The sequence below is a fragment of the Arthrobacter sp. E70 genome, from assembly GCF_058266945.1.
In genome coordinates this window covers 87,925-101,206 of record NZ_JBYQFR010000008.1, presented here as the reverse complement: position 1 = coordinate 101,206, position 13,282 = coordinate 87,925, and the positions used below count along the sequence as shown (strand labels likewise).

Below are 13,282 nucleotides of genomic sequence, written 5' to 3'. Positions count from 1 at the left end.
CCGGCAACAGCCCGGAAAATCCACAGGCCCGGGCTCTGTCAGGATGGCCCGCACGGATCTACACTGAAGCCATTCCGAGGCGACCATGGGCACGGGCAGCTCACCGGGGAACAGAACATTCGCAAAGAGCAACCGGGAAGGGCCGGCCATGGGCAACGCGTCGCAGGGAGCCAACCGGGCGGTATCCGAGGCGGCATCGGCGGGCCGCAGCCCGGCCGTGCGGGTCCTGGCCCGAGCCGGATTCGTCTTTATCGGCCTGGTCCACATCCTGGTGGGTGCCATCGCACTGCAGATCGACAGGGGACAGGGCGGCGAAGCGGACCAGTCAGGTGCCATCGGGACGCTGGCGTCAAAGCCGGGTGGCGGCCTGCTGCTGTGGGCCGGTGCAGTCGCGTGCGCGGCGCTCGCCTTGTGGATGGTCAGTGAAGCCGTTTTCGGGGCCCGGTCCGAGACGGACACCCGGAAGAAATGGAGGAAGGCGGCGTCCGCTGCCGGCAAGGCCGTCATCTTCGCCTTCCTGGCTTACACGTTCGCCGTCTTCGCTTCCGGCGGCAGCAAAAACTCGAGCCAGTCGGCCAGCGACTTCACCGCCAGGTTGATGGGGGTGCCCGCAGGGACCGTGCTGCTGGTCGTGATCGGGCTCGCCATCATCGCCGCGGGCGGGTACTACGCCTACCGGGGCATCAGCCGTAAGTTCCTGAAGGACCTGCAGGTCGCGGGCACGGCCCGCACGGTTGTCCAGTGGCTCGGGACCATTGGGTACGCTGCCAAGGGCGTCGTGCTCGTCGTCGTCGGTGTCCTGATCATCGTTGCCGCTGCCACCGCCGACCCGTCCAAATCCTCGGGCCTGGACGGCGGCCTGAAGACCCTGGGAGCCCAGCCGTACGGTGTCTTCCTGCTCGCCGCCATCGCCGCAGGGCTGATCTGCTACGGCGTCTACTCGATGGCACGGGCGCGCTACGGCAAGTTCTGACCGTCCTGGACGCCTGGCCGTCCTCCCTGCTCCGGCATGAACAGCCCGGAAGGGGCGGAGCCTACGTCCGGGCCGCCGCGACCGCGCTGCGCAGGGCAGTGCGGAGCGCGGGGCCATGGCCCGGCAGGATGACTGCCGCTTCGATGCCGGCAAGGCTGTCCAGTGCGGCCAGCGCCGCCGCGGGATCGGAATGGTACATCGGGTGCAGCATCTGCGGTCCGGTGGTCCGGCTGAGCGGATGGCCGGAAACGAATGAGTCCCCGACCGCGACGGCGCCGGCATTGCGGAGGAGGATGGCCGCGTTGCCCGGAGTGTGACCGGGCAGCAGGACCGCTTCCGGGGAGCCGGGCAGGTCACGCAGCCGTGCGGCGTCCCATGCTTCGGCCCGGGGCGCGGGTTTGGCTGCCAGGGCGCCGGCGCGGATGACGTGCACCAGCCATCGGAGAACGCGCGGCCGCCAGGCTCGGACCAACACCTGCCCGAGGGTGACCTGGTGCTTCTCCCTGCCCTGGACATGCGCCACTTCTTCCGGCGCACACAGGACCGGGGTGCCGAATGACTCCGAGAAGTATGCGGCCGAACCGGTGTGGTCCACGTGCCCGTGCGTGAGCAGCAGCGCCCTCGCGTCCGCCGGCTCCAGGCCCAGATGACGGAGGCAGGCAAGGACATGTGGACGGTCGCCGGGGTACCCGCTGTCAATGATGATGAAACCCGTGGCGTCCCGGACCACGATCCAGTTCGAGGCGGGCCCTTGGGCGAAGTGCACGCCGGGCGCCTCCTCCGTAAGGGCTGCGGCGGGATTCCATTCCGTGGTGTGGCTTTGCACGGCTTCATGGTAGCTGGCGGCCGGACCTGTGCAGTTGCTGTGCGCTCTGCCGCAAACGGTCCTTTGGGCCTAAAGTGTCTTTCCTGACGCCTACGATGGAGTACTGACACAGACACGAGTCGGCGGCCGGGGCAGGGGGCGCCCGCGGATTCCAGGCAGGAGGGCAGCGCCATGCACCCGATTGTGCCGGCCCGTGCGCAACCCGGCCGGTTGCTTGCCGCCGGAGCGGGCGCCCTGCTCCTCGTGGCAGGAACCTCCTCCATTGCAGGCAAGCCGCAACCGGCAGTTCCGTCCACCCATCCGGTACGCGTGGTGGTGGTCGGCGACTCCCTCAGCACCGGCCACGGAACGTCGCCGGAGGAGGCGTGGCCCGCGTTGATGCGCAAGGATCCGCTGGGGACAGGCTTCGACGTGTTCAATGCCGCCGAGAACGGCAGCGGCTATCTGAGCCCCGGCGACTACAACGGCACCTTCGGCACCCAGGTGGAAGACTTTGTCACCCCGGATACCGGGGTGGTGGTGTTCTTCGGCTCGGAAAACGACCTCGGCTACGCCGGCCCTGACATTGGTGATGCCGCCCTGGCTGCCGTGACCCGCGCGGAGGAACTCGCACCGGCAGCGAAGATCATCGTGGTGGGCCCGCCGTCGTACACCGCCACCCCGGATCCTGCCCTGGTGGACATCAGCACGGCGCTCAAGTCAGCTGCCCGCGAGGCGGGTGGGGAATTCGTCGACCCGATTGCCGAAGGCTGGATCAGCGACGACGTGGACGACCTGATCGGCCCGGACGGCGACCACCCCACAGTGGCCGGGCAGCATTATCTGCTGGAGCACATCGGTGCCCGCATCGACCAGGCCGCGCCCGCAGCGGCGTCGGGCATGAAAGGGCACTCGCAGCCCCAGTAGGGCCCTGGCAGGTGTCCGGCCGCACGGCGTCAGACCAGCGGCCACGGATAGCGCATCCCCGTGTGGTCGGTGGGCAGCACTCCTTCCAGCATGATGCGCCGGACCCGGCGCTGCAGGGCCGTGACTTCCGCGCCGTCAAGCAGCGCAGCCACTTCCTCCGGCACGGCCGTTGCCAGCGGACTGATGTCACCCAGCAGCGCGTCCGGAACCGGGTCACCGGCAAAATCCCAGATCACGGTGCGCAGCTTGAATGCGGCCGCGAAGCACAGGCCATGGTCAATGCCCCACACGTGCCCGTCCGTGCCGCGCAGGACATGCCCGCTTTTCCGGTCCGTGTTGTTGGCCACATAGTCGAACAGGGCGATCTGTGCGAGCGCAGCGTGCGTCTCCGGGGCACCGGCATAGAGGGTGAAGTAGTGCTCCTGGGGGTCGCCCTCGATGAACCACTGCAGCGACCCCACGCCCAGCGGCGCGTCCGTTCGGACCACCGTGGGCGGCACGAGTCTCCACCCAAGTGCTTCGCTGAGGAGGTAGGCGGCGCGCTCCCGGCGGTACAGGCCGGCGTCGAAATCTGCCAGTGGGCGCTCGCCGGCTTCCGGCTTGTACACGGCCCACGCCGAGTCGTCCCCGCACGTCAGTTCGGCGAGGAACGTCGCGTTGCTGCCGGACAGGAGGCGCCCCAACAGCTCGACGCGGCCTTCAGCGAGAAGGGTCAGCTCCCGGCCGGACACCGTACGCCCCGCGCCAGCCCCTTGGCCATCACTGTGCCCTCAGACCGCTGAGGGGTTCCGACGTCGAATTCACCGTCAGCACGGCAGGCGCCTTTCCGTCCGCGTAGGAGATGGCAGTGACCGACGCCGGGCTGATCACCAGCCGCTGGAAAAGGTCCAGGTGGGTGCCCAGCGCGTGGGCCACGGCCGCCTTGATCGGGTCGGCGTGGGAGAAACAGACGATGATGCGGCCCGGGTGGGCGGCGCGCAGTGCATCCAGCGTGCCCACCATCCGGGCCTGCATCCCGGCGAAGCCCTCGCCGTTCGGGAACCGGAAGGCCGAGGGATTGTGCTGGACCGTCTGCCACTCCGGCAGGCCCGCCAGGGCCGTGAGCGCCGAGCCCGTCCAGTCGCCGAAGTCGCATTCCAGCAGCCCCGCCTCCTCGCGCACATCCTGCCCGCTGCGCACCGCGGTCGGCTCCGCCGTCTCCCGCGCCCGCTCCAGCGGAGAGGAGTAGACGGCGTCAATGGCGAGGCCGGTGAGTCGCTCCGCGACCTTCTCCGCCTGGGCACGCCCACGCCCGGAAAGATGCAGCCCGGGGGCCCGCCCCGGCAGCACAGTGCCTGTGGTGGGTGTTTCCCCGTGGCGAACTAAAAGGATCAGCGTGCTCTCGGTCATTGCGACCAAGCTTACGTTCTTCGGCGCCCCATGCCACCGACGTGCAACGGTACGGGAATCTGGAGGAATCTATCGATTAGCCGCAGGACGGGGATTACCGTAGAGGGGTGACTGATCGCCCCGAGATCTATACCGCCGGTGAACTGCGTGCAGCAGGGTACGTCCACAAAGACCTGCGCCATGAAATCCGGGACAACCTCCTCGCCGCCCTCGCCGCAGGGCGCGACCCATGGCCGGGCCTGTACGGGTTCAGCCGGACCGTCATTCCCCAGCTGGAGCGTGCCCTGATTGCCGGGCATGACGTCGTCCTGCTGGGCGAGCGCGGCCAGGGCAAGACCCGCCTGCTCCGCACCCTCGCCGGGCTGCTGGACGAGTGGTCGCCGGTGATTGAGGATTCGGAGCTGAACGAGCACCCCTTCGACCCCATTACCGAACAGTCCCGGGCGCGGGCCCTTACGGAAGGGGACCGGCTGCGGGTTGCATGGCGCCACCGGTCGGAGCGGTACGTCGAGAAACTCGCGACGCCGGACACGTCGGTGGCAGACCTCATCGGCGACGTCGACCCCATGCGCGTGGCCGAGGGCCGCCGGCTGGGGGACCCCGAAACCATCCACTACGGCCTGGTGCCCCGGTCGAACCGCGGCATCATCGCCATCAACGAGCTCCCGGACCTCGCCGAACGCATCCAGGTCGCCATGCTGAACGTCATGGAGGAACGCGACATCCAGATCCGCGGCTACGTGCTGCGGCTGCCGCTTGACGTGCTCGTCGTCGCGTCCGCCAACCCCGAGGACTACACCAACCGCGGCCGCATCATCACCCCCTTGAAGGACCGGTTCGGCGCCGAGATCCGCACCCACTACCCGATCGAGCTCGAGGACGAAGTGGCGGTCATCCGGCAGGAGGGCCGGCTGGTGGCGGACGTCCCGCCTTTCATACTGGAGATCCTGGCCCGCTACACGCGGGCGCTGCGACAATCCCCGGCCATCAACCAGACCTCCGGGGTTTCGGCGCGCTTCGCCATCGCCGGCGCCGAAACCGTGGCTGCCGCAGCCCTGCGCCGGGCGCGCATCCGTGGCGAGGCCGAGGCCGTGGCGCGCATCATCGACCTTGAGCCGGCCGTGGAAGTGCTGACCGGCAAGATCGAGTTTGAGTCAGGCGAGGAAGGGCGCGAACAGGGCGTCCTGGACCACCTGCTGCGCACCGCCACCGCCGAAGCCGTCAGGGCCCACTTCCAGGGCCTGGACATGGGCCCGCTGGTGGCGGCACTGGACGGGCACCGCACCGTCACCACCGGCGAGCAGGTCACCGCGGAGGAGTTCCTGGGCAACCTGCCGTCCCTGAACGGCTCCCGCCTCTACGACGAAATCAGCCGTCGCCTCGGTGCGGCCAACGACGGACAGCGGGCCGCCGCCGTCGAACTCGCCCTGGAAGGGCTGTACCTCGGCCGGCGGATCTCGAAGGAGTCCGACGACGAGGAAACGATCTACGGCTAGGCACAGGAGGCACAATGGCCATCCACAAACGCTCCGCCAAGTACGGCCGGTACACCGGCGGCCCGGACCCGCTCGCGCCACCCGTTGACCTGGCCGAGGCACTGGACGCCGTGGCGGAGGATGTCATGGCCGGCTACTCGCCCCGCCACGCACTGCAGGAATTCCTCCGGCGCGGCGGCCGGAACCGGGAGGGGCTGGATGACCTCGCGCGCCGCGTCCAGCAGCGGCGGCGCGAACTTCTGGACCGGCACCGGCTGGACGGCACACTGGACGAGGTCCGGAAGCTGCTGGACACCGCCGTGCTGGAGGAACGCAAGCAGCTGGCCCGCGACGCCATGATGGACAACACCGACCGCGCCTTCCGGGAAATGCAGCTGCAGAACCTGCCCCCGTCAACAGCGGCGGCGGTCAACGAGCTGTCCTCCTACGACTGGCAGTCCAGCACCGCACGGGAAGCCTACGACAAGATCAAGGACCTGCTGGGCCGGGAAGTCCTGGAGCAGCGGTTCGCCGGCATGAAGCAGGCCCTGGAGAGCGCCACCGACGAGGACCGCGCAGCGGTGAAGGACATGCTGAAGGACCTCAACGGGCTGCTTGGCAAGCACCGGCGCGGCGAAGACACGGACGCTGACTTCCAGGAGTTCATGGCCAGGCACGGCCACTTCTTCCCGGAAAACCCACAATCGGTGGAGGAACTGGTGGACGCCCTCGCCCGCCGCGCCGCGGCGGCCCAGAGGCTCCTGCAGTCCATGTCCGCCGAGCAGCGTGACGAATTGATGCGGCTGTCCGCCCAGGCCTTCGGCTCGCCCGAACTGATGGCCCAGCTCAGCGAGCTCGACGCCACGCTGCAGGCACTGCGCCCCGGGGAGGACTGGACGGGGTCGGAACGTTTCGAAGGGCAGGAAGGGCTCGGCCTGGGGGACGGCACCGGCGTGCTCCAGGACCTGGCCGAACTTGATGAACTGTCCGCGCAGCTGTCGCAGTCCTACAACGGATCCCGGCTCGATGACCTGGACCTGGACGCACTCGGCCGGCAGCTCGGTGAGAACGCAGCGGTCAGCGCCCGCACCCTGGCGGAGATCGAACGGGCCATGCAGGACGGCGGCTACCTGCGCCGCGGGGCCGACGGCGACCTCCGGCTCTCACCCCAGGCGATGCGGCGGCTGGGGAAATCGCTGCTCCGCGACACTGCGAAGCAGCTGTCCGGCCGGCAGGGGAACCGGGACACCCGGGCAGCAGGGGCGGCCGGCGAACAAACCGGCTCCAGCCGGCAATGGGAGTTCGGCGACGCCGAGCCCTGGGACGTCACCCGCACCATGACCAACGCCATCCGCCGGACCATGGCCGACGGCGGCAACCCCGCGCGCGGACTGCGCCTCGCCGTCGGGGACATCGAGGTGGCGGAAACCGAAGCCCGGACGCAGGCCGCCGTCGCCCTGCTGGTCGACGTGTCCTTCTCCATGGCCGCCGAAGGACGGTGGGTGCCCATGAAACGCACGGCTCTCGCCCTGCACCACCTCATCACGACACGCTTCCGCGGGGACCGGCTCCAGCTGATCACCTTCGGCCGCTACGCCCAGTCGATGGACATCGGCGAACTCACGGCCCTGCCCGCCCTGCGGGAACAGGGCACCAACCTGCACCACGGCCTGCTGCTGGCCGGACGCTTCTTCCGCCAGCATCCGTCCATGCAGCCGGTGCTCCTGGTCGTGACCGACGGCGAGCCCACCGCGCACCTGTTGCCCGATGGGGACTCCTGGTTCAACTGGCCTCCGGACACTGAGACCATCCGGGCCACGGTTGCCGAACTGGACCGGCTGGGCCGGGCCGGCGCCCAGACCACGTTCTTCCGCCTCGGCAACGACCCCGGCCTGGAGCGCTTCATCCAGCGGATGGCCCGCCGCGTCGACGGCCGCGTTGTGGCGCCCGAGGCCGGCGACCTGGGGGCCGCTGTCGTGGGGGAGTACCTCCGCGCCCACGTCCGTAGCACCTATGCCGACGGCGACTGGTTCTGAGCGGCCGTCCGCTGCTCGCCGGCGCGCCCAAGCGGCCCCGGGAACCCCTTGATCACCCTGCGGGCCCGGCATAGCATGTCCGGCATGGGCCAGCTGATGGTGGATCTGATCGTCACCCTGGACGGGTGCGCTTCCGGGGAGGGGTGGCCGGGCTGGTGGGGCCTGGAGGGGCCGGAGTACCTCGCCTGGCTCCAGCAGGAGGCGGAGAAGAACTACACCTTCCTGCTGGGAGCCAACACCTACCGCCTGATGTCGGGCATGTCGCAGGAGGCTTCCGCCGGCGGCGGGGAGTTCTCGGCGGATGAGGGAGCGGCCCTGACGGGCCTGGCGGCCGTGCCCAAGGTGGTCTTTTCCTCCACGCTCAAAGCTCCCCTCACATGGCCGAACTCGGAATTGGTGGCGGGGGACGCCGTCGAGGCCGTACGGGAAATGAAGCGTGCAGGCTCCGGCCCCCTGAGCACCATGGGCAGCTTGAGCCTCGGCCGCTCCCTGCTGGCAGCCGGCCTCGTGGACCGCTTCCGCCTGGTTGTCTTTCCCCTGATCACGGGCCGCACCGGGAGCGAGCGGATCTACGACGGCTATCCGGACGTCGCCCTGGAAATGGTGGAGAGCAGGACCTTCGACCGGGGCCTGCAGCTCCTCGAATACATCCCGCGCGTTATCGACGGCCCGCCCGGAAGCACCGCGCTGTAACGCCGCCGCCCAGGGAGTCAGCGGGACGGTGTCGCCGGCCCGCAGCACCACCATCACCTCTGTCCCGGCGGCTGCCGGCGGATGCAGGTCCCAGTGCGTCCCGTCAAGTAACAGCCATGTCCTCATCAGGCATCCCCTTTACGGCAAACACGCCCGCTGCTGACCTTCAGCGCGTTTCCATGTCAGGATCAGGTATGCCCCAGCGACTGATGCTGCTCGACACCGCCTCGCTGTACTTCCGCGCCTTCTACGGGTTGCCGGACAGCATCCGGCGCCCGGACGGCACGCCGGTGAACGCCGTCCGCGGACTGCTGGACATGATTGCCAGGCTCACCACCGACTATGCCGCCACCCACCTCGTGGCGTGCTGGGACGATGACTGGCGCCCCCAGTGGCGGGTTGACCTCCTTCCCACCTACAAGGCCCACCGGGTGGCGGAAGCGGTAGCGGATGCCCCGGATGTTGAGGTGGTCCCCGAAGGCCTCCAGGCGCAGCTGCCGTTGATCCGCCACGTGCTTGAGCTCGCCGGCATCGCGGTCGTCGGGGCGCCCGGGTATGAGGCCGACGACGTGGTGGGCACCTATGCCAGCAATGCGGCCTGTCCGGTGGACGTGGTGACCGGGGACCGCGACCTCTTCCAGGTGTGCGACGACGGACGCCGGGTAAGGGTGATCTACACCGCCCGCGGGATGAGGAACCTCGAAGTCATCACCGAAGAGGCCGTGGTGGCCAAATACCGGGTCCTGCCCCGGCAGTACGCGGACTATGCCACCCTGCGCGGCGATGCTTCCGACGGCCTGCCCGGGGTGGCGGGGATCGGCGAGAAAACCGCAGCGTCACTCTTACTGAAGCACGGCACCCTCGAAGGCCTGCTGGAAGCTGCGGAAAAGCCCGACGGCGGCGTGTCCGGTCCCGTCCGGGCCAGGCTCTCCGCAGCGGCCCAGTACCTTGAAGCAGCCCCCGCCGTCGTCCGGCTGGTGCGGAACCTGGAGCTGCCCACCCTGGACGAGGCGGGTGCCCGGCTGCGCCCCGTGAGCGGTGACCGGCGCCCGGAGCTGGAGCAGTTGGCCACCGACTGGAACCTGGGCGGCTCGGTCCGCCGCATCCTGGCTGCGCTGGACCTGCGGGAGTAGGCACCCCGCGGGTGTCGCGACACCTTTCGAGCATCTGCCACCGGCTCGACGGTCACCACCAGCTCCACCCAGCGCGGCCCACCCTGAGTGCCGCGCACCTTGCGTCAGATCCTTTAGGTAGTAAGCTTGCTGAGCATTACTAGTAAGCTTGCTGATGAGTTTGGACGATGGGAGCAGGAGCCATGGGCGCAATACTTGGTACGGCCCTTTCGCTGACGCTGACAATAACCGGCGCAGCAGTGGCCGCAGGGGGCGGCCCCGCAGCCGCCCGAAACCACTTGGCCGGCCACGTCCTCCTGGGCGTGGGCATCGGCTTGCTGATTGCCGCCGCCCTTCGCCTCGCTGCGCGCATGGTGATCGCGCGGATTGTTGCCCGCGGACAGGAGCCCGAGGCCGGCCCCGCCCCTGCCGGCGCAACCGTCGTGGCCCTCGTGCCGGCCCGCCCGGCGCCGGTGGTACAGCTGCGGGGCAGGCATGCCGCTTAAGGACGTCCCGCAGACGTCCCCGGGGCCCATTGCCGCCGGCGGTTCCGCAGCGCCTGTGGCACACCGCCACCCTGCAGTCCGCGCGGCCATCCTTCTCTGTATCGCCGCCCTCGCAGCCGCCCTCGTGGCCGGTGCCGCGGCGGTCCGGCCGCCGGACGCGGACGCCCATACGCTGCGAGGCTTCCAGGTCCGAGTGCTGAGCATCAGCCAGGCCGTGGCTGAGAACCGCACGGACGGCGCCCTGGCGGCGTTGCAGGGGCTGGAAAAGGACCTCAACGACGCCGCCGCAACGGGGCGGCTTTCGGCCGCACGGTACCGCGGCATCGCTTCCGCGCTCGAAGCAGTCCGGGCGGACCTCGCCACACAGGTGGCGGCCGCAGCCCCGGTCGCAGAGGTGGACGCACCGGCTCCCGCCCAAACCAACACCTCCCAGCAGGAGTCCCAACCGCAGGAGGCCGCCGTTCCCGCCGTCGCGCCCGCTCCTGCCCAGGCGCCCGTTGAATCAGCGGATTCCGGACCCTCCCTCCCTGACAAGGCCAAGGAAGCCAAGGCCAAGGGCAAGGCCCAGGGCAAGCCCTGACGCAAGCGGAAGCGTCGGCGGATGAAGGCACAATGGACGGATGACTCCTCCTGCAGGTCCCGCCCTCGATGACGCCTTCGATCTTGAAACCATCGGCACTGGGCTGGCCTTTGCCGGTTCCCTGTCCGCCCTGGCGGACGCGCTGCAGCGCGGGACGGTCCCCGGCGCGGCGGTAGTGCAGGCACCGCCAGGCACGGGCAAGACCACCCTTGTTCCGCCTTTGCTCGCCAACGTCTTTGGCAGCTCCGGCCGCATCGTCGTGACCCAGCCCCGGCGCGTCGCCGCCAGGGCCGCCGCCCGCCGCCTCTCAGCCCTGGACGGCAGCGGCCCCGCCGGGCGGGTGGGCTACACGGTGCGCGGCGAACGCCACACCGGTACTGGAACCCGGGTCGAATTCGTCACACCGGGCATCCTGCTGCACCGCCTGCTGGCAGATCCGGGCCTCGACGGGACGGCCGCCGTCGTCCTGGACGAAGTGCACGAACGCGGCCTGGAAACGGACCTCCTCCTCGGCATGCTCGCCGAGGTCCGGCAACTGCGCGGGGACCTCGCCGTCGTGGCCATGTCCGCCACCCTGGACGCCCCGCGGTTCGCCGCGCTGCTGGGTGATCCCGACGGCGGGACGCCGGCGCCCGTCGTCGACTGCCCTTCCGTGCTCCACCCGTTGGACGTGGCGTGGCGCCCGGGGCCAGGGCCGCGCCTCGATGGCCGGGGCGTGACGCCGGTGTTCCTGGACCATGTGGCCGCGACTGCCGCCGAGGCCCACGCCCGCGCCCTGGCCTCCGACCCGGCGATCGACGCGCTGGTGTTCGTACCGGGCGCCAGGGAAGTGGGCCGGGTAGCCGCAGCACTTCGGGTCCGGCTGAGCTCCAGCGTGGATGTGCTCGAACTGCACGGGCAGGTGGGCGCCCCCGAACAGGACCGGGCGGTATCCGGCCGCCGGGCCGGGGGCGGTCCGCGGATCATCGTCTCAACTGACCTCGCCGAGTCCTCGCTGACCGTGCCCGGCGTCCGGCTGGTCATCGACTCGGGGCTGACCAGGGAGCCTCGCCGCGATGCCGCCCGCGGAATGAGCGGACTGGTCACCGTGTCCTGCTCCCGGGCGTCGGCGGACCAGCGCGCCGGCCGCGCGGCACGGCAGGGACCCGGCATGGCCATCCGGTGCTACAGCCAGCAGGCCTACGGTGCGGCACCGGCCCACGTGACCCCGGACATCGCCGTTTCGGACCTCACCGGCGCCGCCCTGACCCTTGCCTGCTGGGGTTCGCCCGGCGGTGAGGGCCTGGCCCTGCCGGATCCGCCGCCCCGCCAGGCCATGGCGGACGCCGTCGAGGTCCTCCGGGAACTGGGCGCGGTGTCCGGCGACGGCCACGTCACCGCAACGGGACGGGCCCTCGCCGCCATCCCGGCCGACCCTCGGCTTGCCCGTGCGCTGCTCGACGGCGCCGCGTCCGTGGGAGTGGAACTGGCTGCCGACGTCGTGGCCGCCCTCTCGGGCGACTACCGCGCACCGGGAGGCGACCTGCCCCGCCTCCTGGCCCAGCTCCGCGCGGACAAGGGTCCCGCAGGCGCCCGCTGGGCCCGGGAAGCGCGGCGCTTTGCCGCTTTTCCGGGACGGCAGGGCCGCGGTCCTGTCCCTTCGGGTGCGTCCGGCGCGGAGGCGGTGGGGGCCGTCGTCGCCCTCGCCTTCCCGGACCGGGTGGCACGCCGGGCGCCCGGCAGTGGCGAACAATACCTGCTGTCCTCGGGAACCCGTGCCGGCCTGCCCGCCGGCAGCCCCCTCTCCGGGCAGGAATGGCTGGCCGTGGCTGAAGTGTCGCGGGCGGGCGGCCGGGACGCGGCCCGAACCGGGGCCGTCATCCGTGCAGCGGCACCGCTGGCGGAAGGCATGGCAGAAACCGCCGCGTCGCACCTCCTGGCCGAGGTGGTGGACGCCCAGTTCAAGGACGGCCGCGTCACTGCGCGCAGGATCAAACGGCTGGGCGGCATCGTGCTTTCCGCAACGCCGGTGCGCCCCACGGCGGAGCAGGGCAGGGCTGCCGTGCGTGCCGCTTTGCAGTCAGCGGGGCTTGAAGTCCTCCCCTGGTCGACGGCGGCGGCAGGCTTCCGCCGCAGGCTTGGGTTCCTGCGCCGTGAGCTGGGCGATCCGTGGCCGGATGTGTCTGACGCCGCCTTGCTCGAGCGGCTGGAGGAATGGCTCGGACCCGAACTGGAACGGTTGGCGGGGGGAGCGGCGGTCAGTTCGATTGACCTCGCCGAGCCGCTGCGCCGCCTGCTGCCGTGGCCTGAGGCGTCCAGGCTCGACCAGTTGGCCCCCGAGTGGCTGGATGTCCCCAGCGGGTCACGGGTCCGGATCGACTATCCGGAGCTGTCCGGCGACGGCGGCGCACCCGTCGTGGCCGTTAAGCTCCAGGAATGTTTCGGGTTGGCCGAGTCACCGCGGCTGGTGGAAGGGCGTGTTCCCGTGCTGTTCCACCTGTTGTCCCCGGCGCGCCGGCCGCTCGCGGTGACCGGTGACCTGACGTCCTTCTGGTCCGGTCCGTATGCACAAGTCCGGGCCGAGATGCGGGGCCGCTACCCCAAACATCCCTGGCCCGAGGACCCGTGGACTGCGCCCGCCACCGCACGCGCGAAGCCGCGCGGGTAGCGCCGGGCGGGGCAGCCTGGCGGCCGCCAAACCGGCACGTGAAAAGTCCGATACACGGCCGAAACCTTGCGTCGACCTGTTGAAACAACTCCTGTCTAGGCTCTTTCCTACGTGGACGGCGTTGTCCATACACCCCTCG

Annotated in this window: 12 protein-coding genes; 9 read left to right on the top strand and 3 right to left on the bottom strand. The window is 70.3% G+C overall.

Going from position 1 to position 13,282, the window contains the following annotated elements:
* The first annotated feature begins 148 nt into the window (after positions 1 to 148).
* Entirely contained in the window at positions 149 to 973 is an 825-nt protein-coding gene (locus AC3IMC_RS12000) for a DUF1206 domain-containing protein (RefSeq protein ID WP_490918781.1), read from the top strand.
* Between the two features lie 61 nt (positions 974 to 1,034).
* Here the strand turns inward: AC3IMC_RS12000 and AC3IMC_RS11995 are convergent, their stop codons facing one another.
* Complete coding sequence (locus AC3IMC_RS11995) at positions 1,035 to 1,799, bottom strand: MBL fold metallo-hydrolase (protein ID WP_490918780.1); 765 nt, start codon at positions 1,797 to 1,799, stop codon at positions 1,035 to 1,037.
* 171 nt (positions 1,800 to 1,970) lie between these two features.
* Here AC3IMC_RS11995 and AC3IMC_RS11990 point away from each other — a divergent pair, with 171 nt between their 5' ends.
* Positions 1,971 to 2,705 (top strand): SGNH/GDSL hydrolase family protein, encoded by a 735-nt coding sequence (locus tag AC3IMC_RS11990; protein ID WP_490918779.1) that lies wholly within the window; start codon positions 1,971 to 1,973, stop codon positions 2,703 to 2,705.
* Between the two features lie 29 nt (positions 2,706 to 2,734).
* Here the strand turns inward: AC3IMC_RS11990 and AC3IMC_RS11985 are convergent, their stop codons facing one another.
* Both AC3IMC_RS11985 and AC3IMC_RS11980 read right to left on the bottom strand, forming a co-directional pair.
* Positions 2,735 to 3,436, bottom strand: coding sequence for an SCO1664 family protein (locus AC3IMC_RS11985; protein WP_490918778.1), 702 nt, complete (start codon positions 3,434 to 3,436; stop codon positions 2,735 to 2,737).
* Between the two features lie 28 nt (positions 3,437 to 3,464).
* A complete protein-coding gene (locus tag AC3IMC_RS11980; protein WP_490918777.1) occupies positions 3,465 to 4,094 on the bottom strand; it encodes an MSMEG_4193 family putative phosphomutase in 630 nt (209 codons plus the stop codon).
* 107 nt (positions 4,095 to 4,201) lie between these two features.
* Here AC3IMC_RS11980 and AC3IMC_RS11975 point away from each other — a divergent pair, with 107 nt between their 5' ends.
* From AC3IMC_RS11975 to hrpB, 7 genes are all read left to right on the top strand, one after another.
* Positions 4,202 to 5,590, top strand: a complete 1,389-nt coding sequence (locus AC3IMC_RS11975; RefSeq protein ID WP_490918776.1) for a sigma 54-interacting transcriptional regulator — start codon at positions 4,202 to 4,204, stop codon at positions 5,588 to 5,590.
* 14 nt (positions 5,591 to 5,604) lie between these two features.
* A complete protein-coding gene (locus tag AC3IMC_RS11970) occupies positions 5,605 to 7,605 on the top strand; it encodes a vWA domain-containing protein (protein WP_490918775.1) in 2,001 nt (666 codons plus the stop codon).
* A gap of 84 nt (positions 7,606 to 7,689) precedes the next feature.
* Positions 7,690 to 8,298: a dihydrofolate reductase family protein gene (locus AC3IMC_RS11965; RefSeq protein ID WP_490918774.1), complete on the top strand. Its 609-nt coding sequence runs from the start codon at positions 7,690 to 7,692 to the stop codon at positions 8,296 to 8,298.
* Between the two features lie 194 nt (positions 8,299 to 8,492).
* Positions 8,493 to 9,431, top strand: a complete 939-nt coding sequence (locus AC3IMC_RS11960) for a 5'-3' exonuclease (RefSeq protein ID WP_490918773.1) — start codon at positions 8,493 to 8,495, stop codon at positions 9,429 to 9,431.
* A gap of 182 nt (positions 9,432 to 9,613) precedes the next feature.
* A complete protein-coding gene (locus AC3IMC_RS11955) occupies positions 9,614 to 9,916 on the top strand; it encodes a hypothetical protein (protein ID WP_490918772.1) in 303 nt (100 codons plus the stop codon).
* Complete coding sequence (locus AC3IMC_RS11950) at positions 9,906 to 10,496, top strand: hypothetical protein (protein WP_490918771.1); 591 nt, start codon at positions 9,906 to 9,908, stop codon at positions 10,494 to 10,496. Before AC3IMC_RS11955 ends, AC3IMC_RS11950 begins: the two co-directional genes overlap by 11 nt.
* Before the next feature lie 40 nt (positions 10,497 to 10,536).
* A complete protein-coding gene (hrpB, locus tag AC3IMC_RS11945) occupies positions 10,537 to 13,143 on the top strand; it encodes an ATP-dependent helicase HrpB (protein WP_490918770.1) in 2,607 nt (868 codons plus the stop codon).
* Positions 13,144 to 13,282: the final 139 nt, after the last annotated feature.

What these genes read in the sequence shown, in the direction of transcription:
- AC3IMC_RS12000 (WP_490918781.1), top strand. Translation starts at nt 149, where the DNA reads ATGGGCAACGCGTCGCAGGGAGCCAACCGGGCGGTATCCGAGGCGGCA.
- AC3IMC_RS11990 (WP_490918779.1), top strand. Translation starts at nt 1,971, where the DNA reads ATGCACCCGATTGTGCCGGCCCGTGCGCAACCCGGCCGGTTGCTTGCC.
- AC3IMC_RS11980 (WP_490918777.1), bottom strand. Translation starts at nt 4,094, where the DNA reads ATGACCGAGAGCACGCTGATCCTTTTAGTTCGCCACGGGGAAACACCC.
- AC3IMC_RS11970 (WP_490918775.1), top strand. Translation starts at nt 5,605, where the DNA reads ATGGCCATCCACAAACGCTCCGCCAAGTACGGCCGGTACACCGGCGGC.
- AC3IMC_RS11965 (WP_490918774.1), top strand. Translation starts at nt 7,690, where the DNA reads ATGGGCCAGCTGATGGTGGATCTGATCGTCACCCTGGACGGGTGCGCT.
- AC3IMC_RS11960 (WP_490918773.1), top strand. Translation starts at nt 8,493, where the DNA reads ATGCCCCAGCGACTGATGCTGCTCGACACCGCCTCGCTGTACTTCCGC.
- AC3IMC_RS11955 (WP_490918772.1), top strand. Translation starts at nt 9,614, where the DNA reads ATGGGCGCAATACTTGGTACGGCCCTTTCGCTGACGCTGACAATAACC.
- AC3IMC_RS11950 (WP_490918771.1), top strand. Translation starts at nt 9,906, where the DNA reads ATGCCGCTTAAGGACGTCCCGCAGACGTCCCCGGGGCCCATTGCCGCC.
- hrpB (WP_490918770.1), top strand. Translation starts at nt 10,537, where the DNA reads ATGACTCCTCCTGCAGGTCCCGCCCTCGATGACGCCTTCGATCTTGAA.